The organism is Sphingobium sp. VMM (assembly GCF_056790315.1).
Map to the genome: position 1 here is coordinate 1 of NZ_JBXGSI010000032.1, position 19,919 is coordinate 19,919.

Annotated in this window: 13 protein-coding genes; 5 read left to right on the plus strand and 8 right to left on the minus strand. The window is 66.4% G+C overall.

What is annotated here, in order from left to right:
• Positions 1-312 precede the first annotated feature (312 nt).
• The 4 genes from ACUCV3_RS25665 to ACUCV3_RS25680 all read left to right on the plus strand — a co-directional run bounded on the left by ACUCV3_RS25665 (position 313) and on the right by ACUCV3_RS25680 (position 4,529).
• The gene (locus ACUCV3_RS25665) at positions 313-1,305 is read left to right on the plus strand and encodes an STN domain-containing protein (protein WP_482241340.1); all 993 of its coding nucleotides are present in this window, start codon (positions 313-315) and stop codon (positions 1,303-1,305) included.
• Between the two features lie 37 nt (positions 1,306-1,342).
• A complete protein-coding gene (locus ACUCV3_RS25670; protein ID WP_482241350.1) occupies positions 1,343-2,854 on the plus strand; it encodes a TonB-dependent receptor domain-containing protein in 1,512 nt (503 codons plus the stop codon).
• Between the two features lie 82 nt (positions 2,855-2,936).
• The gene (locus ACUCV3_RS25675) at positions 2,937-3,446 is read left to right on the plus strand and encodes an RNA polymerase sigma factor (RefSeq protein ID WP_004207526.1); all 510 of its coding nucleotides are present in this window, start codon (positions 2,937-2,939) and stop codon (positions 3,444-3,446) included.
• A gap of 15 nt (positions 3,447-3,461) precedes the next feature.
• The gene (locus tag ACUCV3_RS25680) at positions 3,462-4,529 is read left to right on the plus strand and encodes a FecR family protein (protein ID WP_482241341.1); all 1,068 of its coding nucleotides are present in this window, start codon (positions 3,462-3,464) and stop codon (positions 4,527-4,529) included.
• A gap of 41 nt (positions 4,530-4,570) precedes the next feature.
• Here ACUCV3_RS25680 and ACUCV3_RS25685 read toward each other — a convergent pair whose 3' ends face one another.
• The 4 genes from ACUCV3_RS25685 to ACUCV3_RS25700 all read right to left on the minus strand — a co-directional run bounded on the left by ACUCV3_RS25685 (position 4,571) and on the right by ACUCV3_RS25700 (position 14,715).
• The gene (locus ACUCV3_RS25685; protein ID WP_279729886.1) at positions 4,571-7,315 is read right to left on the minus strand and encodes a M14 family metallopeptidase; all 2,745 of its coding nucleotides are present in this window, start codon (positions 7,313-7,315) and stop codon (positions 4,571-4,573) included.
• Between the two features lie 89 nt (positions 7,316-7,404).
• On the minus strand, positions 7,405-9,201 hold the full coding sequence (locus tag ACUCV3_RS25690; RefSeq protein WP_279729885.1) for a CIA30 family protein: 1,797 nt from the start codon (positions 9,199-9,201) through the stop codon (positions 7,405-7,407).
• Positions 9,202-9,226: 25 nt separating this feature from the next.
• Positions 9,227-11,695 (minus strand): zinc-dependent metalloprotease, encoded by a 2,469-nt coding sequence (locus tag ACUCV3_RS25695; protein ID WP_482241342.1) that lies wholly within the window; start codon positions 11,693-11,695, stop codon positions 9,227-9,229.
• Positions 11,696-11,757: 62 nt separating this feature from the next.
• Entirely contained in the window at positions 11,758-14,715 is a 2,958-nt protein-coding gene (locus ACUCV3_RS25700; protein WP_482241343.1) for a TonB-dependent receptor domain-containing protein, read from the minus strand.
• Between the two features lie 301 nt (positions 14,716-15,016).
• On the opposite strand from ACUCV3_RS25700, the gene ACUCV3_RS25705 reads away from it, so the two are divergent.
• On the plus strand, positions 15,017-16,465 hold the full coding sequence (locus ACUCV3_RS25705) for an amidohydrolase (protein WP_279729882.1): 1,449 nt from the start codon (positions 15,017-15,019) through the stop codon (positions 16,463-16,465).
• Positions 16,466-16,484: 19 nt separating this feature from the next.
• Here the strand turns inward: ACUCV3_RS25705 and ACUCV3_RS25710 are convergent, their stop codons facing one another.
• The 4 genes from ACUCV3_RS25710 to ACUCV3_RS25725 all read right to left on the minus strand — a co-directional run bounded on the left by ACUCV3_RS25710 (position 16,485) and on the right by ACUCV3_RS25725 (position 19,897).
• Positions 16,485-17,129, minus strand: coding sequence for a trimeric intracellular cation channel family protein (locus ACUCV3_RS25710; RefSeq protein WP_004207533.1), 645 nt, complete (start codon positions 17,127-17,129; stop codon positions 16,485-16,487).
• Positions 17,130-17,182: 53 nt separating this feature from the next.
• Positions 17,183-18,499 carry a M20/M25/M40 family metallo-hydrolase gene (locus ACUCV3_RS25715; protein ID WP_279729881.1) on the minus strand — a complete coding sequence of 439 codons (1,317 nt, stop codon included), beginning with the start codon at positions 18,497-18,499 and terminating at the stop codon, positions 17,183-17,185.
• Between the two features lie 99 nt (positions 18,500-18,598).
• Complete coding sequence (locus ACUCV3_RS25720) at positions 18,599-19,144, minus strand: glutathione peroxidase (RefSeq protein ID WP_482241344.1); 546 nt, start codon at positions 19,142-19,144, stop codon at positions 18,599-18,601.
• Positions 19,145-19,183: 39 nt separating this feature from the next.
• A complete protein-coding gene (locus ACUCV3_RS25725) occupies positions 19,184-19,897 on the minus strand; it encodes a VIT1/CCC1 transporter family protein (protein ID WP_097383550.1) in 714 nt (237 codons plus the stop codon).
• Positions 19,898-19,919: the final 22 nt, after the last annotated feature.

Consider the following 19,919-nt stretch of genomic DNA (forward strand, 5'->3'; position numbering starts at 1 on the left):
GCCCCGCCTGCATGCCCTGGAGGCCGCGCCACGAGGCCGACTTGTAGAAGGAACAGAATAACTTAATTCACGCCCCTGCCCCTTTCGGATAGCAATCCGGCCGCGATCCCATCGCCCTCGCTTCCGCAAAGACGACGACGTCATGCGCTTCCTTCCACATTGACGGGACAGCAGCGTCGAAACCGGCGTCGCGTCCTGGGGACAGTTCATGACCTTTGCACAATTTGCGCAATCTCCCGTCGCGGCACCCGATATTCCGTGATGGAAAGTGGGGGGTCGCTCGTTCTGGACATCGGGTCGGAAGAATAAGGCGTGTCCGTGATACGAAGGTGCAAAAGAGCCGGTGTCGCGCGGCCGGGGCGGCATGCGCTGCGCCGGATCGCGACAATCGGCGCGCCCCTATTCCTGGCCATGCCCCTCATCCCCGCCCCGGCATTCGCGCGCAACGGCGGCGACACGGCATTCGATATCCCCCGTCAGAAGCTGGAAACCGCGATCCAGCAGCTCGCCTTGCAGGCAGGCCGGCAGATCGTCTTCCGCTCCGCCCTTGCCGATTCGGCCACGTCGCACCGGCTGTCGGGCACCATGTCCTTTTCGAGCGCGCTGCGCCGGCTGCTCAAGGGTAGCGGCCTGACCTTCCGGGAGACGGACGCCCATGTCATCCTGATCGAGCCGGCCGCCCCGATCCGCGGCACAGCCGACATTGCAGCCGCCCCCCTCCCATCCCCCCTGCCCCCGGCCCGCCCGCTGATCGTCACCGCGCAGCGCCGGACCGATCCGGTCAGCTTTGCCGGCGACCTGCGGCTGCGGCCCAGCGCGGCGGGGATTGCCGCCCTGGTCGAAGCTAGTCCGGGTATCAGCAGCGAGCCGGGCAATGCCGGTCAGCGCGCGCTGGTCGTGCGCGGCGTCGGCATGGCGGGGGAATCGACCACCCTGGTCTATTTCGGCGACGTGCCGATCGCCGGCCCGTCGGGCACCGGCAGCGACGCCGCGCGCACGACCAGCGACCTGTCGCTGGTCGTGCGCGCAGGTCCGCATCGCCCGCACCGCACGCAGCGCCGAACATGGCGTCGGCGCGCTTGCCGGCGAGATCGAGATCGCGCCGGAAGAACCGCATCTGGGCCAATGGGGCGGCGGCGCCAGCCTGGGCTTGGGCATGCAGCAGGGCGGCGAGCCCGACCTGTCGGCCTCCTCCACGCTCAATATCCCGCTGGGCGAGCGCGCCGCCCTGCGCACGACCGCCTATGCCAGCCGCGCGGGCGGCTATGTCGACAATGTCCGCACCGGCGCGCGCAACGTCAATGACGACGACATATCGGGGCTGCGCCTGATCGCCCGGACCGTGCCACAGCCCGATCTCGACATATCGGCGCTGCTCACTTGGCAGCATCGCCGCATTGCCGATGCGTCCTCCTGGTTCCAGTCGCTCGGCCCCTATCGCACCGACCGCTATTTCGCCGCGCCCACCACCCATGATTTCCTGATGGGGCGGCTCAAGATCGGCTATGGCGGCGGCCCGGTCCGCCTGACCAGCATCACCGCCGCCTATCGTTGGTCGCTCGACCGGCGTTATGATCGGACCAACGCCACCATGTTGCAGGGGCAGGATCCCGAAGCCTGCCAACGCTTTTTCGGGCTCGACAGTCCATCCTGCGATCCGGCGCAGACGCAGCAGTTCGCCGATTATGCCGCCGGCCTCGCGCCATCGCTGCTGCATATTCCGATCGTGTCGACCCGCATCCTGCAGGAATTGCGCCTGGGCCATGACAATGCCCACGGGCTGGGCTGGGTGGCGGGCGTGCTGATCGATCATCGGAGCGAGCGGCTGCGCAGCGAACTCTCCTCCTACAGCGGCGATCCCGATGTGACCGGCGAACTGTTCGGCGCGCGCCGGCTGGCGATCAGCCGCGATCAGGCGGCGCTGTTCGGCACGCTCTCCTATCGGGAGGATGATCTGCTGGTTTCGCTCGGGCTGCGCTATGATGATTATCGCGTCGCATCGCAGAATGACGTGGTCGTGCCCAATCTGCTCAGCGGATCGATCGACTCCTGGCCGCGCGCTGTCAGCCGGTCGGGCGGGCTCAGCACCCGCGTCCATATCGACCTGCCGATCGCGCCGGGGGCGAGCTGGCATACCCAGCTGACGCGCAGCATCCGGCCGGGCGGGGTCAATACGGCCTCGGTGCTGCTGCCCGATCGCCGCACCTATGATGGCGACAGCCTGTGGGGCGCTGAACTCGGCTTCAACCTGCATTTGGGACGCGACAGCGAGATGACGCTGACCGCCTATATGAACGACTGGCGCGACATGCAGTATCGGGCGCTGTCGGAAAATCGCTCGCACGCCTATCTGGTCAATGTCGGCAATGCGATGATCCTGGGCACCGAGTTCGAACTGGTCGCCCGGCCGCTGCCGGGCCTGACCGCCCGGCTGGAAGCCAGCCTGATCCGCGCCGACCTGACCCGCGTGTCCGACGCCGCGCCGCTGGTCGGTGGCGCCGACAAGGGCGACAGCATCCCCTTCGTACCGCATCGCCGGTTGCAGGCCAGCCTGGCGCGCAGCTGGTCGGTCGGCGGCCATGGCCAGCTGACGGTCGAGGGTGACTGGCAATATCAGTCGGGTTCCTGGTCCACCTTCACCCGCGAGGATCCCGATTTCGTCGAGACGTCGAGCTTCTCGCTGTTCGGTGCGGGGGTCAGCTGGCGCCGGGAACGGACCAGCCTGTCGCTGCGCGCGCGCAATATTTTCAACCGCGTCGCGAATTTGCGCGCGGTGACTAACGGATATGGGGTCGGTCAAACGTTCAGTTCAGGACCGCGATCGATCCTGCTGAGCTGGGACCGGCATTGGTGATGCGGGTCGCCGGGGCGGCCCGCAAGGGGTTTGAAAGCGCGGACAAGGGGTTTCGGGGTTGAACCGTCTATCAGGATCGTCGTTGCCGCAACCGGGCGGGGCGGAAAACAGGGCGACCGACTATTCCGCCTATATCCCGGCGCTGCGCCGCTATTTCGCCCGCCGCGTCACCAGCGCCCATATCGTCGATGACCTGGTGCAGGACGTGATGCTGCGCATGCATGTGCGCCAGTCGCCCGACGGCATCGACAATCTGGAAGGCTATATCTTCCGCACCGCGTCCAGCGTATTGCGCGATCAGGCGCGGCGCGATCAGGTCCGTCATGCCAAGGGGCATGATGAACTGACGGAAAAGGATCATCCTGCTGAGGAACGGACCGCCGACCGCGTCTTACAGGCAAGGGAAGAGATCGCCCAGGTCGTCCGCGCGCTGGAAGAGCTGCCGGAACGGACCCGCGACATCTTCCTGATGCGGCGCTACGAAGGGCTGGCCTATGGCGATATTGCAGAAAGGCTGGGCATTTCGGTGAGCGCGATCGAGAAACATGTCGCCAAGGCCGTCGCGCATATCGCCCGGCGCATGGCACGATAGGATAGCGGTCACTTCATGACCCAGGACGGGGACGACCCCTTCGACATCGCCGCCGCCCACTGGGCGCGGTTGCAGTCCGGCACGGCGACATCCGCCGAGCGGGCGGCGATCGCCGCCTGGTGCGACGCGGCCCCGGCGCATCGCGCGGCCATGGACGCGGTCGAGCGGAGCTGGGACGTCGCCGGCGCTGCGGTACAGGATGATGCGATCGCGGCGATGCTCGCCCAGATGCAGACGCGCCAGAGCGAAGCCGCTGCGCCATCCACCAGTCGCCGCCCGTGGCGCGCGGCCTTGTTGGCGGCCTCGCTGACCGCGCTGCTGGCGGTGCCGGCGACGCTCTGGTTCACCAGCCGGCCTGCCGACCATCCCGTGCCGCCTGCCCTGTCCGGCGAACAGGTGGCACGGGCGACGGGCACGCGCCTGTTCAGCCCGGCCGGCCGCCGCCGCAATATCCAGCTGCCCGATGGATCGCGCGTGATCCTGGACGCCGACAGTGCGATCCGCTTTGCCTTCTCCACCGACAAGCGGGCGGTCGCGCTGGAATCGGGCCGCGCCTATTTCGCCGTCCAAAAGGACAAGAGCCGCCCCTTCAGCGTATCGGCCGGCAAGCTCACGGCCACGGCGGTCGGCACCGCCTTCGACGTGTCGCGCCTTTCGGGCCGGGAACAGGTGACAACGACCGAAGGGCTGGTGCGCGTCGTCACCGCTGCCCGGACGCGCGATGGCAGCCGCGCCACCCTGTTGCCCGCCGGCATGCGGCTGACGCAGAAGGATCAGAGCGTTTCGGTCGATCCGGTCGACGTGACCCGCGAAAGCGCCTGGCGCGACGGCCGCATCGTCTTCACCGGCCGCTGCCTGTCGGACGTCGCGGCGGAAATGAACCGCTATGGCTCGGGCCGGTTGGAGGTGAAGGAGGATGCCGCCCATATCGCCATCAGCGGCGTGTTCGACATCGACAATGCCGATGGCCTGGCCGAAGCGCTGGAGCAGCAGGGGCTGGTGCATGTAGCGCGTAGCGCCGACCGGATCGTCCTGACCCGCGGCGACCAGATCATCCCCGGCGACTGCGCCGTCCGGGGCTGATCCGAAAGAACGGGGCGTCCGATGATGCCCCGCTCCTTTCCTTATTTCCGATCGGCCGCGCCATAGAGCAGCGCATTGAACAGGAATTTGAACGTGCCATAGGATTGGGCGCGCTGTGCCACTTCCGGCCCCATCACCAGCAGCTTGCCCTTGCCGACATCGACATCGGCGACGGCGATCGTGCCGGCCAGCTTCTCCTGTCCCACGGCCCAGCCGCTGCGCAGCAGGTCGCGGCCCTCGAACCAGGACACCTGGCCATAGGGGGTGGCATTCGCCGTCACGAAGGTCTGCGAGCGGTTGAAGAACATGTCCACCTGATCGGGCAGGCCATAGGCCAGCGGCTGGCGGTTATCGACGCGCGCGCGCAGGATCGATCCGGGGATGAAGAAGCTCTTGGTGTCGAGCGGCTTCATCGCCCCCTCCACCTCGCGGGACAATGCAGGCTTCAGCGGCGTGCCGAGCAGGTCGATGAAGCGGGCCGAATTGCCGATCGCGACCACCGCGCCGCCATTGCGGGCGAAGTCCGCGACCGCCGGCACCGTCTTGGCGTCGGTCAGATCGCCCAGCATCGGCACGAACTCGGCCGGCGTATCCTTGACGTCCGGCTGCTTGCCGGCGCGGGCCGTTCCCCAGGCGCCGCTCGGCGGCAGCGCGCCGTCGGCGAACAACAGCACATCATAATCCTTCGCCAGATTGCCCGCATCCAGACGCTTGGCATAGACCGGCGCGAACGGGAATTCGAACTTCTCCAGCAGGAAGCGGGTCCAGCCGGTCGGGATATTGCCGCCATAGCGATCGACCAGGCCGATGCGCAGGGGTTTGAGCGCAATGCGCTCGCCCTGCGGCGCGGCATCGAGCGCATGGGCGGTCAGGCCCAGCCCTGTCACCGCGTCGCCGACGATCTTCTGCGCGCCGGCCGATGCCGGGATCCAGATCGCGCCGGCCTGCATCGCCTCGCCATCGGCGCTCACCGCCTGCTTCAGCCAGGCCGGACGCACCCCGGCCTTCAACAGACGGTTGGTCAGGATGAAGCTGTTGTTGCTTTCATGGCCGACGATCCAGCCCGCCTTGCCTTGGCCGACAATCCGGCCGGGCGGCGGCGCCAGCAGGTCGGGGACCGGGGTGAAATGCTGGTCCAGCCCGTCGAGCAGCCGGTCGAAGCCGACCCCCATCTGATAGGCCAAAGTATAGCCGGTAATGTCATAGGGCGCCTTGGGCGGACCACCGGGGAAATCCGTGTCGTGCGGATGGTCCTGCGGCTCGAACATGTCGATCACATGCGGGCGATAGGCCTGATCGGTGCGCACGATATAGGAACCGGCGGCATAGTTTTTGCCGCCCGCCTGGAACGGCGCGTCGGCGCGCTCCACCTCGACGCCATTCTTGATGAGCGCGTTGAGGAAGGCGATCGCGGTGGGCATGTCGCGCTGGTCGGCGGGGATGATGTAAGCGCGCGGATCGCGCTCGGCCGGGGCCTGCAGCATTGTCTTGTAGAGGCCGGGATCGACCTTCTTGGGGCCGCGCCCTTCATCGAGCGCCTTGGCATTGGCCAGCCGGTCGACCTTGGAGGGGGTGATGGTCCAGCTGTCCTTGCTGCCCTTCTCGATGCTGTTGGCGCCCATCTTCCAGATGTTGAACAGCAGCCGCTCGCGATTGCGCGAGGCATAGTCGATGACCGCGCGGTCCAGCGTCCATTGATAGTCGAGCGAATCCTGCAAATGCCAGTCGCGCGGGCCGATCGGCATCATCTCGTCGCCGCGCGGCAACTGGGTCGATGGCACCAGCGGGATCTTCGCCGGGGTCGGCCCGCCGATGATCTCGGTCAGCAGGCCGATGCTGTTGTGGAAATAGGCGACCGACCGTTCCATGCCATTGTGCCAGGTCGAATAGGGCGCCGCGCTGCGCGTGCCCGACCCCGCCTTGCCTTCGGAAATCAGGCGCGAATGCATGGCGAAGCCGACTTCGTTGAGCTGCGCCATGACGATCGGGTCATAATTGAAATTGAACGGATCGCGGAACGGCGGCACGAACACCACCATGCCCTCCGGCCCGGTCTGATGCTGGTTATAGACGATCTGCGGATACCATTGGCGGAACAGCACCCGATTGACATTCTCGGTCTCGGGCATCGCCGCCATGAAGCTGTCGCGGTTATTATCGTGACCGATATATTTCTGGTAGAGGCGCGGCAGCGTCGCCATCTCGCGCTTCTTGGGATCGGCCGAACGCATATACCAGTTGGCGACCAGTTCCATGCCGTCGGGATTGTCATGCGCGAACAGGATGATGCAGTCGTCCAGCATGCGCATCGTTTCCGGGTCCGACTGGGTCAGCATCCGGTAGAGCACCTGGATCTGCCCCTGCGACGTCACCGTCTCGGTCGCGTGCATGCCCGCGTCGATCCAGACCACCGACTTGCCCTGCGCCGCCAGCGTGCGCGCCTGCGCCTCGTCCACGCCATGGGCGCGGGCCAGCTTCTCGGCAATGGCGCGATACGCGTCCAGCTTGGCCAGGTTCGCGGGCGAGGAGACGATCGCCATCCACTGGCTGCGCCCTTCCGCGCTCTTGCCGATGTCGACCAGCTTCATCCGGTCGCTCTGGGTCGCCAGCTTCTGGAGATAGGCCTCATATTCGCTGTAGTTGGCGAGATAATAGTCGGTCCCCGGCGGCTGCTTGAAGAAGCGCTCGGGCGGGGTCGGCGTGCCGGATTGGGCGGTGGTCTGAGCCGCAGCAGGAACCGCCTGCAACAACAGCGCGCCCGACAGGAAAAGCCAATGGGGTTTCATGCAATCTCTCCAGATATCTGGTCGTAAGCGGGCAGAAAGAGGAAAGGGCGCGATGCTCGATCGCGCCCTTTGAAATAGGCCGTCAGCCCTTAGTAGAAGCGGACATTGTCGATCTGCAACCACATGCGCTTGCCGGGACCGCGCGATCCGCCGAACTCGACCTGGGTGATGCCGTCACCGGTGAAGGCCGGGCCGACCTTGCCGCGCCGCTCGACCGGCTTGAACTGGCTGAACGGCACCTCGACCGCAGCCCAGCCCGCGCCGCCCTGCACCTGCGCTTCCCAGACGCCGTCCAGGCCGTTCAGGCGAACGGTGTAGGCGCCGTCGCCCTTCAGCTCGAAGCGCAGGCCCTTGTAACCGCTGATCTTCGCCGGGGTGATCGACCCGCGGCTCAGCGGAATGGCAAAGCCGGCATAGGCCGCTTCCTTGACCGCCATGCGCGCCGACAGCGACAGCGCCTTGCCGCCTTCGTCGCGCGGCACCGTCTGGGTGATCTCGACCGACCGGTCGATGCCGCCATCGGGCGTGTCGACGCGCAGCGTGTCGATCGACGAGCGGCGATCGTCGCGCTCGAAATCGTCGATCAGCGCAGGCACGCTGATCGAGGGCAGACGGTCGGTCTTGTTGGCGGCGGGCAGCGCCGGGGCGCCGGCGCCATAGGCCAGCTTGCCGTCGATCAGCACCTGCGACACCTTGTAAACATCCTTGATGTCGGTCCAGGGGGTGCCGTCGATCAGCACGATGTCGGCGCGCTTGCCAACCGCGATGGTGCCGCGATCGGCATCGATGCGCATGATCTTCGCGCTGGTCTGGGTGCCGGCGACCAGCGCCTGGCTGGGCGTCAGGCCGGCCTGTACCAGCAATTCCATCTCGTGCAGGGTCGACGGACCATGCGGCGTGCCCGGCATGCCCGCATCGGTGCCCAGCGCGATCGGCACGCCGGCATCGAACAGCGCCTTCACATTGCCCAGCGCAAAGCCGAACTTGCGGAAGGTCTGCTTCAGGCGCGGATCGTCCGCCTTCACGTCGCCGCGCTTATAGGGATCATAGACCGCCAGGGTCGGCGCCATAGCCATGCCGCTCTGCTTGATCGCGGCGACTTCCTCGGCGGTGATCGGCCGGTCCTGCAGGCCATGGGCGAGCGAATCCACGCCCGCCCGCGCCGCGACCAGGCCGCGATCGACGGTGACGGTGTGGGTCAGCACCGGCCAGTTCTGGACATGGGCCGCCTCGACCGTGGCCTTCAGCGTCCATTCGTCCATGCTGGTATTGTCGGGCGACACGCCATAGCGCCAGCCGTCGGAAAAGATCTTCACCAGATCGGGCTGATAGGGCACCAGGCTCTCGATCGCGGCCTTGCCGGCGGCGGGGGTGTTGACCCAGATGGTGGTCGCCTGATCGGCCCAGTCGGCGCCATGGCCGCCGGGCGTGCTGATGCGCGCGGCAAAGCGGACATGAGGCGCGTTCATCTGGCCCAGCCAGGCGCGCAGCGGCGCGAACGCCTCGGGCGCCTCGTTGAAATCATTCACCGTGGTCACGCCGGCCGCGACATAGGCATTGGCGATCTGCGGGAAGGTGCTGGGGCTGCCGCCCGCGGTCCAGTGGGTATGGACGTCGAAGAAGCCGGGCAGCAGCGCCTTGCCCTTGGCGTTGATGACCCTGGCGCCGCGCGGCACCTTCACATCGGCGCCGACGGCGGTGATGCGGCCATCCTGGATCAGCACGGTGCCGGGCGCGGGCGCAGCACCAGTGCCGTCGAAAATGGTCGCACCGACGATGGCGACCGTGCCGCCATCGGCCGGGGCCGAGACGGAGGCGGCGGAATGCAGTGCGATCGGCAAGGCAATGGCCGAGGCCAGCAGAGCAGTGACAACAGATTTACGCATGGGACTTCCCCCTCAAAGGCAATGATTATTCTTCGGTCGCCGACACGGTCGGCATGCAGAACCAGCATTCGGCATCGCTGCCGATCGGCGCGCCCGGCGGGATCGGCGGCGGCGGCGCGATCGGCTCGGCCAGCTTGGCGCGCTCCTCGGGCGAGGCGGTCAGCATGGTGGCGAGATAGCGATTATGCGCGGCGTCGGCGGCAGCGCCACGCTTGCCGAGGCGCTCGGCCAGGCTTTCCATATGCGCCCGCACGATCGCGATCGCGGTCGACGACAATTGCTTGTCATCGGCCAGGCTGATGAGGCGCAGGACATAGCGGGCACGGACCTGCCGCGCGATTTCCGCCTGCCGGCCCGTTGCCCCAGCGGCCATCACCCTATCGTCGATCGCGCCCAGATATTCGTCGAGCGACAATTGGCCGGCATCGGCGGCATGCTGCGCCACCAGCCGGTTGAGCCGCTCGGGCGCCAGCATCGCGATGAAGCTGCCGTCGGCCGCCACTTCGGCCGCGCGCGCCCAGTCGAAGGCGGCGGCGGTGCGTCCGGGCAGCAGTTCGATGTCGGTCTGGCGGTCGCTCATGCCCGACTGGATCGATGACAGCAAAGGTGACAGGCGATCGGGCAGATCGAGCGCGGCGGGATCGAGCGTCGCGAGCAGGGCGCGCAATGCCGCCCGCTGCTGCGCGGCGTCGACCGGCAGCGCCTGCTCATGGCCGTCGCCCTTCACCGCATAGCTGTAATCCACCCCGCCGATCAGCTTCGACGCGGCCGTTACCTGATAGCGATGGAACAGATAGATCGGCACGATCATCCGGCGCAGGTCGGCGGCGGCCGCCCCGGCCGGCAGATTGTCGAGCCCGAAACGGTCGAGCGCGATCCGGCGCACATCCATGATATGGGTCAACTGCGCGGCGGCATCCGTGCCGTCATCCCACATATTGCCCCAGGGCTGGGCATCGCCATCGCCGCGTGTGTCACCATCGGCGACAAAGCGATAGCCCTTGGCCTGGACCGCGCGGGTCATGGCGTCGAGCGCGCCCTTCTCGTCGGTGCCGGCCGGGAACTGGCGATAGAGCCAGTCGATCGCGAACCTGTCCCAGGCGCCGACGCCGGTGGCATAGGCGTCGGAAAAGTCGAGCGCGCCGTCCCGCACGGCAATGCGCGGCGCAGGATAGTCCATCACCGACGCCCGGTTCTCGAAGGTCGAACCGGCGAAATTATGCGACAGGCCCAGCGCATGGCCGACCTCATGCACGGCGAGCTGGCGCAGCCGCGCCTTGACCAGCATGATCGGGTCATCGCTGGCGCCGGTGCCTTCCCTGGATGCGCCGGCCAGCCCCTCGAAGATCAGCTTGTCCTGCCAGGCCCGCAGCGATCCCAGCTGCACCACGCCGCGCACGATTTCGCCGCTGCGCGGATCGACGATGGTGGTGCCGGTCGACCAGCCGCGCGTCTCGCGATGGACCCAGGCGATGACATTGTAGCGCGCGTCCATCGGATTGGCGCCGACCGGCAGTTCCTCGACCCGGAAGGCGTCGACGAAGCCGGCGGCGTCGAACGCCTGCGCCCACCATTGGGCTCCTTCCTTCAGCGCATCGCGGATCGCCTGCGGCGCGGCGCGGTCGACATAGAAGATGATCGGCTTCTTGACCGCCGAACGCGCGGCATTGGGATCGGTCTTCTCCAGCCGGAACCGGCGCACCAGCCGGGTGACGATCGGCTCGTCCAGCGCGGCGGCATAATTGTTGCGGATGACCTGGACCGACGTGCCGGTGCGCGGGTCATGGGCACGGGTGTGGAAATTGGCATCGGGCAGGCGGATGAAGCTGTGATGCACCCGCACCGTCAGCCCGCGCGCATCGGGCAACACCCGCTCGATGCTGCGTCCCGGCTCGTCGCTGGTGAAGGTCAGTGCCGCCTCGAACTCGACATTGTCCGGGAAGGCCAGGCTCTGCGCCGGATCGACATAGGACAGCGCCGGCGCAATCTTGAAATTGCCGGCCTTGGTCGCCTTCAGCCGCCCGGCAACGTCAAAGGCATCGCGCATCAGCAGGCCGGACAGATCGAGCGTGATGCCCCTGTCATCTTCGCTGACAATATCGCCCGACCAGATCGGCGAATTGGAGAAGGAGCGCGCGACTGCCTGCTCCTCGCCGGCGTCTCCATTGAGCGCGCGGAAGCGGTAATTCTCGAACTCGGCCAGCACCTTGTTGCCGACCTTGCGGAACAGTAGCACCTGCGTCTCGCCCAGCCGCGCGCGATCCAGGCCGATCTCGGCTGCGCCCAGGCCGCCCGCGATCGAGGGGGTGTAGAGATAGCGGGCGATGACGCCATTGGCGCCCGCTTTGGGCAGGACGATCTTCTGCCCGCCCGCCAGCGTGAACAGGCTGGCCGGGGCCGGACTTGCCGCCGGCGCGGGCTGGGCCAGCGCGGTGCCGGCCGGCACGCTCAGGATCATCAGGGCGACAAGCGGCAGCGCGCGCAGCGATTTCATCAATAACATGTCCCGAAAGCAAAAAATGGGCACCGGCGCGATGGCCGGTGCCCCAGGAGGCATCAGAATTTGTGGCTGACGTTCAAGTACCAATAGCGACGCAGCGGCGAATAAAGCTGGCCCTGATAGCCACTGGACGACAGCGGCGGCGCCTTGTCGAACAGGTTGCGCACGCCGATGCGCATGCTGGTGCCGCTCAGCGATCCCTCGGTGAAGCGATACTGGCCATAGAGGTTCGCCGTGGTGGTCGCCTTGACCGTCCAGTAATCGCCGTCGGCGTCGATCAGGCCGGTGTCATAGACCTTGCCGGTATATTGGGCGAAGGCGCCGACCGTCACATTATTGAGCGACCAGGTGAGCGAGGCCGAACCGCGCCACTTGGGCTTGCGGTCGAGCTGCAGCAGGCTGCGGCCGCCCGAGATGTTGACGGCGGCGTCGATGTCGCCCGCGTCCTGCGCCGCCAGCAGTTCGGCGATGCCCGGCGAGGGTTCCTGATAATATTTCAGGAAGTGCGACGCATTGACCGCGAAGTTGAAGCTGCCGATGCTGGTTTCAGGCGTGCGATAGGTCAGGTTGAAATCCAGGCCCTTCACCGTCTGCGGCTGCAAATTGGTATATTGGTCGAGGACGTAGAGAACCTCGCCCGCCGGGGTCAGGCCGGTGCCGGCAAAGGCTTCGACATCCGAAGCGGTCGCCGCGGCCCGGATCACGTTCGGATTGCTCGAACCCTGCTTGCGCAGCAGATAGTCGAGGATCAGCGCATTGCCTTCGCCGAAGATGCCGACTAGGCCGGTCTGGCGCACCCGCCACCAGTCGGTGGTGAAGGTCAGATGGCCCATGCCGTCGGGCAGCGGCGGCTCCAACACGACGCCGAAGGACAGGGTCTTTGCCCGTTCAGGATCGAGATCCGGGTTACCCGAACGCCGGGCCGAGGTGGTCTGCGCCCGCGAACATTGCGAGAAGTCGGTGATGCGGCCGGCGCGAACGTCCGCCTCGCACATGATATAGTCGGTGCGGCTGTTCGCGCGCGTCACGACCGTCGCGTTGGTCTGCTCCAGGTTCGGCGCACGGAACGACTTGGCCCAGGAACCACGGAAGCGGATGCCGCGCACCACTTCCCAGGCGCCGGCGATCTTGGGCACGGCGACATCGCCGAAATCGCTATAATGTTCGTAGCGGCCGGCAAGCTGGAGATCCAGGCTGCGCACCAGCGGGATGTCCATTTCCGGCGAAACCAGCGGCACGGCGAATTCCGCATAGGCGCCGAACACTTCGCGATGGCCGCTGGTGTCGTTGTTGAGCGCGGAGTTGACGAAGTCGCCCGAGACCGCGCCGGTCAGCGGATCGGTATAGGTGATGGTGCCGTCGATGCGCGGATCGCGATCGTCGAGCTGGGTCTCGCGCCGCGCCTCGATACCCGCCGCAAAGCCGACATTGCCACCCGGCAGGGTGAACAGGTCGTTCTTGGAGATGCGGAAGTCATAGGTCGCCAGGGTCGACTTGGTATAGCGGACCAGTTCCTCGCGCATCGCGTCGATAGTCGACTGGCTGTTCACCGACGTGCCGAAGATGTTGTAGGCGTCCGGGGTCGACAGCGACAGATATTCCTGCAGCTTGGTGCGGCTGATATTGTCGCTGACGTCGCGGGCCCAGGCTTCGGAATAGCTGACCGCGCTTTCCCAGTTGAAGCCGTTGAACTCGCCGCGCAGACCGGCCAGCAGGCGATATTGCTGGTTGGTCACGGTGACGTTCATCGGACCGAAGTCATCGAACAGATAATTGTTGATGGTGAGCGGCAGGCCCGCGGCCGGGGCATTGGTGCCGGCCAGGCGGTTGGGATTGACGGTGCCGTTGGCGAACACGGCCTGACCCAGCGGGTTCCAGTAGTTGCTCGCCGGCACATAGATGGGGATCGAGCTGAGCGTTGCGACCGGGCTCTGCTGTGCCTTGGTCTTGCTGCGATAGAAGCCGGCTTCGGCGAAGAAGGTGACATCGTCGCTGATGTCATAGTGGCCGGTCATGAACAGGTTGAGGCGGTTGAGGCGCGGCATGATCGACGTGCCCTGCGCCAGCGAGTCATAACGCAGGTCGCGGTCCGCGCCCGCCGTCGCCATCGCCCCATTCTGGATGCAGCGATCATTGCCGATCGCCGCGACGCAGCCCGTGCTGCTGGTCGGCTGCAGGTGGAACTGGCCCGATGCGTTGGTCAGGGACGTGCCGTTGATGGTGACGGGCACATTGCCATAGGTGCGCAGGTTGGCGAAGGGCGTGGTGGTCGACCGGCCGTCGAGCGAGGTCGAGCCTTCGAATGCCGTCCCCTCGAACAGGCCGCGCTTGTCGGAGGATTCGGTATAATATTGCTCGGTCGAATCCAGGCCGGTGCCATGGTCATAGCTGCCGAACAGGGTGATGTTGCCACGATTTTCGGCAAAGTTGGTGCCGATCACGCCATTGCCGTTGAACTCGCGCAGGCCGGTGCCTTCCGCGCCGCCATATTGCAGCGACAGTTCGGCGCCCTGATAGTCGGTCTTGAGCACGGTGTTGACCACACCCGCCACCGCATCCGCGCCGTAAATGGCGGCCGCGCCGTCGCGCAGCACTTCCAGCCGCTCCAGCCCATTCACCGGGATGGCATTGGTGTTGTAGCTCAGCACCGGCACCAGCTGGTCGTTGGCCTGGCTGGTCGGGTGGGCGACGACACGGCGGCCGTTCAGCAGCACCAGCGTGTTGCCGATGCCCAGGCTGCGCAGGTCGAGCGAGCCGACGTCGCCGCGCGCGCCGTTGGAGCTGCCGGGCAGATATTGGCTGTTGAACTGGACGTCGCCAAATTGCGGGATCGAACGGAACAGCTCGTCGCCCGACACGGCGGCAGCGCTCTTGATCTCGTCGGTCGATACCACCGTGACCGGCAGCGCCTCGTTGATCTTGGCGCCCTTGATCTGCGAGCCGACGACGACGATGCCGTCCGCCGCATCCGCCGCCGGGGCGGCGTCCTGCGCAAATGCGCTGCCTGCGGTCATGGCCCATCCCATGGCGATCAGGCTCGCCGCGCAGGCTCCCTTGTTCCGATACACACCCATATGTCTTCCCCTGGCTCCCGCCATCCGATCCCTTCGGATGGGCTCTGATCTTTTGAGGTTGTCCCCTCGTCCGGCTGCGTGGCCGGAAACCCTCTCATTGTCGGAGACGCAGGCCCGAAAATTTCCCCCATCAAAAATTTCACTTTTGTGATGGTGGTATCCATCGCCCTGATCGATAAGCCGTTTCACCAGTGGGGAATGGTGCTGACCGCCCCGCTTCATGCAGCCAGGGGATCCATCCATGTCACGCTTCGCCCGCTCCTTCCTCGCCCTCCTCGCGCTCGGCGCATCGGCACCCGCCCTGGCCGGGCCGCTGGCCGATGGCGACAAGATGGCGATCATGGCGGATGTCGATCGCGGCGCGGATACGCTGGCCAAGAACGCCCTGCAGATCTGGAACTATGCCGAAATCGGCTTTCAGGAGACCAAGAGTTCGGCCCTGTTGCAGCAGCAGTTGAAGGCCGCCGGCTTCACGGTCGAGGCCGGGATCGCCGGCATGCCGACCGCGTTCGTCGCCCGCTTCAGGACCGGCGAAGGTCCGGTCATCGGCCTGCTCGCCGAATATGACGCGCTGCCCGGCCTGCCGCAGGCGGCCGAGCCGGTGCGCAAGCCGATCGAGGGCATTGCCGGCCATGGCTGCGGCCATAATCTGTTCGGCGCAGCCTCGGTCGCGGCCGCCATCGCCACCAAGGACTGGATGGTCGCGCACAAGATCAAGGGCGAACTGCGCCTCTATGGCACCCCGGCGGAGGAAGGCGGATCGGGCAAGGTGTTCATCGTCCGCGCGGGCCTCACCAAGGACGTGTCGGCGATGATCCACTGGCATGCCGCCGACAGCAACAGCGCGTCGCAGAATACTGCACTCGCCAATATCAGCGGCAAGTTCCGCTTCCACGGCACCGCCGCCCATGCCGCCGCCGCGCCCGAACGTGGCCGCTCCGCGCTCGACGGGGTCGAAGCGATGGACGCCATGGTCAACATGATGCGCGAACATGTGCCGCAGGAAACTCGCATCCATTATGTCATCACCGATGGCGGCAAGGCGCCCAATGTCGTGCCCGATACGGCCGAGGTCTATTATTATGTCCGCCACCCCAATCAGCAGGTGGTCGCCGACATCATGGACCGGGTGAAGAAGGCGGCCGAGGGCGCGGCCATGGGCACCGGCACCACGGTCGAGTTCAACCAGGTCGGCGGCACCTTCGACCTGCTGCCCAACGACACGCTGGGCCATGTCATGTACGACAATCTGAAACAGGTGGCCCTGCCCAGCTACAATGGGCAGGAACAGGCCTTCATCACCCAGGTCCAGTCGAGCTTCCCCAAGGGCACGCGCATGGGCGACGGCAGTGTCGAAGCCTATAGCAGCGGCGGCCTGACCCCCGCCTCCACCGATGTCGGCGATGTCAGCTACACGACGCCGACGGTCGGCATGGTCGCGGCCACCTGGGCACCCGGCACCCCGCCGCACAGTTGGCAGGCAGTCGCGGCCAGCGGCACCAGCGTCGGCACCAAGGGCGCGGTCGTCGCCGCCAAGGCGATGGCGCTGACCGCCGCGCAACTGTTCCAGAGCCCGGACACGCTGGCGGAGGCCAAGGCCGAACTGGATCGCCGGCGCGGCAAGGATTTCGTCTATCGCTCGCTGCTGGGCGACAAGGGGCCGGCGCTGGAATATCGAAACGGGAAGTGACGGTCCCGAAGCAGGCCGATCACTCGCCCGCCTCCTTATAGGCGGGCAACCCCAGCCCGCGCCGGATTGCCAGCGCCCGCAGGCCAAATCCCAGCAGCGCCGCGATCACGCCGGCGACCGGCACATCCAGCCCGGCCAGCCGCAACAGCACGAACAGGCCGGAGGCGAACGCTGCGGCTGTGACATAAAGTTCGGGGCGCAGCAGGATCGACGGCTCGCCCGCCAGCGTGTCGCGCATGATCCCGCCAACACAGCCTGTGACCACGCCCATCATCCCCGCGACAAAGGGCGGCACGCCAAAGCTCATTGCCTTGGCCGCGCCAAAGACCGCGAAGGCAGCCAGCCCGATCGCATCGAGCCAGTCGAGCGCATGGTCGCTCCACCAGCGGCGCGGCGTGATCCAGACGGTAATGGCGGCAGCCATGCAGACAATCGACGGCGCCGGATCATGGATCCAGAAGACCGGCGCATCGATCAGCAGGTCGCGCACCGTGCCGCCGCCCACCCCGGTCAGCAGGGCGAAGAAGGCAAAGGTCACCAATGTCTGGCGCAGGCGCGCGGCAGCCAATGCGCCGGAAGCCCCGAAGACGAAGGTGCCGATCAGGCTCAACGCCTCCAGCACGGGTCCGATATGGGTGGCGATCGTCGGGGTCGGCGGCAGCATGGCTTTCCGTAGCCGCTATCGGGCGCCAGCGGAAGCCGGCGCCCGAGGCACGATCATTTCCGGCCCTTCTCGGCCGACAGGCGGGTCATCAATATGGCCGCCCGCTTGGCCTGGCGCGGCATGGTGGACAGGTCCGCCTTTTCCGCCGGGCTATGGTCGCCGGTCGAGGCGAGGCCCAGCCCCACCAGCCCGTCGACATCCTGCGCGACGAAGCTGATATCGCCCGCGCCGCGCTTGAGCGGATCAAGCTCGGGCATTTCGGGCAGGCCCAAATCCTTGTTGATGCCATTCAATCTGCCGAGCAGCGCGCGGTTGCCCGCCGTTGGTGCCATGGAGGGATAGCCCAGATCAAAGGCGATGCTGGCACCGGTGCCGGGCAGATGGCCGTTGTCGACAATTGCCTGCATCTTCGCCCGCACCCGCTCGGTCTGGTCCTGGCTGAGCGTGCGGAAATCGCCCTTGGCGACGGCGATCGGCGGGATGATGTTGGTCTTGCCGGTCACGGCGATGCGCACGCCGTCCTTGTCGACGTCCGCGCTCTGGCCGCCACCGATCAGGCCGACATTGAAGGTCAGGTTTGGCTCCGGCAATTCCTTGCGGAAAGCGGTGATGATCCGCGCCATTTCATAGACGGCGCCATCACCGGCGGCGGCCGAGAAGATGCCCGAACTGTGCGCCGACTTGCCGCTGGTGGTCAGCGTCCAGCTGTTGGAGGAGCGGCGCGCGATCGAGCCCATATCCTTGCCGTCCTCGCGGCTCAGCCCCTCGAAATCGAGTGCGATGTCGGCACGCTTGCCGGCCGCGATCAGGTCAGCGCGGGAAATCGAGACCGGATCGCCCGAATCCTCCTCGTCACCGGTCAGCACCACCTCGATATTGGCGTTCTTCAGCGTGCCCGCCGCCTGCATCGCTTTGAGCGCGAGCAGCATCGTGACCACCCCGCCCTTGTCGTCGCCGACACCCGGCCCGGCCGCCCAGTCGCCCTCGCGCTTGAAAGTCTGGAAAGGGGAGTCCGGCTCGAACACCGTGTCGAGATGGCCGATCAGCAGCATCTTCGTCGTGCCCACCTTGCCCTTGTGAACGGCGATAAAATGGCCGGCGCGCTTGACCGCATCCATCGGCTTCCAGGTCACGGTAAAGCCCAGCGCCTCGAACTCGGGACGCAGCATGTCGGCCACCGCCTTGACGCCGGCGACATTCATCGACCCGCTATTCTGGTTCACGATCTTTTCCAGCAGGGCGATCGCGGGCTCATGACCAGCATCGACGCTGGCGCCAATCTTCTGCTCGGCCGGGCTCAGCGCTGCCTGCGCCGTGGTCGCCAGCAGCATCGCGCCGCACAGCGCCGCCTTCACAATAGCCTGTCGCATGGGTTCGTAACTTCACCGAATCAAAGGGAAAACGCGCCGCTCTGGGACGGCTGCAGAATAGAACGGGTGGCGCGCGCAGACACGCCACCCGTCGGACGCTTATTTTGCCAGTTCGGCTTCGATCGCGGCAACCAGCGCCGGATCATCGGGTGCCGTCGTCGGCGCGAAACGGGCCGCAACGCTGCCATCCTTGGCGATCACGAACTTCTCGAAATTCCACAGGATTTCCGGCACCGGATTGGGCGTCATGCCATAGCCCTTGAGCCGCTCGCGGAAGCTGTCGCCATCGCCCTGCGCCTCCGGCAGGGCGCTCGTCAGTGCGGCATAGAGCGGATGCTTGTCCGGCCCGCTGACCACGATCTTCTCGAACATCGGGAAATCGATGCCGAAATTGGTGGTGCAGAAGGTGGCGATCTCGTCATTGGTGCCCGGCTCCTGGGCACCGAAATCATTGGCCGGGAAACCCGCGACCACCAGCCCCTTGTCCCGATAATCGGCATAGAGCTTTTCCAGCCCCTCATATTGCGGCGTCAGCCCGCATTTGGAGGCGACATTGACCGCGAGCACCACCTTGCCGGCATAATCGGCCAGGGTCGCGTCGGCGCCCTTGATGGTCTTGAGCGGTATTTGCTGAATTGCGGTCATGCATCGTCTCCCTTGGATATCAGGCGGCGGACCTTGCCATCATATGGCGGCGCCGAAAAGATGCCCCGCCGCCGCCGTCACAGCCATCGCCAGCGCGCCCCAGAAGAAGGTACGCAGCATCGACCGCCCCGGCCGCGCCCCGCCCAGCCGCGCCCCGACATAGCCCAGCAGCAACAGGCAGAGCAGCGACACCGGCACGACGCTGATCCCGGCCAGCGACGGCGCGATGGCCGCGGCGACTACCGGCGGCGCTGCGCCACAAGCGAAGCTCGCTGCCGAGGCCAGCCCTGCCTGCACCGGGCGCGGCGTGCTGAGGTCAGAAATGCCCAGCTCATCGCGGGCATGGGCGCCCAGCGGATCGGTCGCCATCAATTGGGTAGCCACCTGCCCAGCCAAGTCCCGGTCCAGCCCGCGCTCGACATAAATGTCGCGCAGCTCCTCCCATTCCGCATGAGGCTGCGTCGCCAGCGCCTTCTTTTCCTTGGCAAGATCTGCACGCTCTGTGTCCGACTGGGCACTCACCGACACATATTCGCCCGCCGCCATCGACATGGCGCCGGCCACCAAGGCGGCAATGCCCGACAATAATATGGACTCGCCCGTCGCGCCCGATGCGGCGATCCCGGTCATCAGGCTGGCGGTCGACACGATGCCGTCATTGGCACCCAGCACGGCCGCACGCAACCAACCGACCCGATTGACATAATGAACGGCATGATGCGGCCGTGGCGGCTCGACGCGCGGCGTGGTCATATGATGGAGCCCCCTGTCAGAT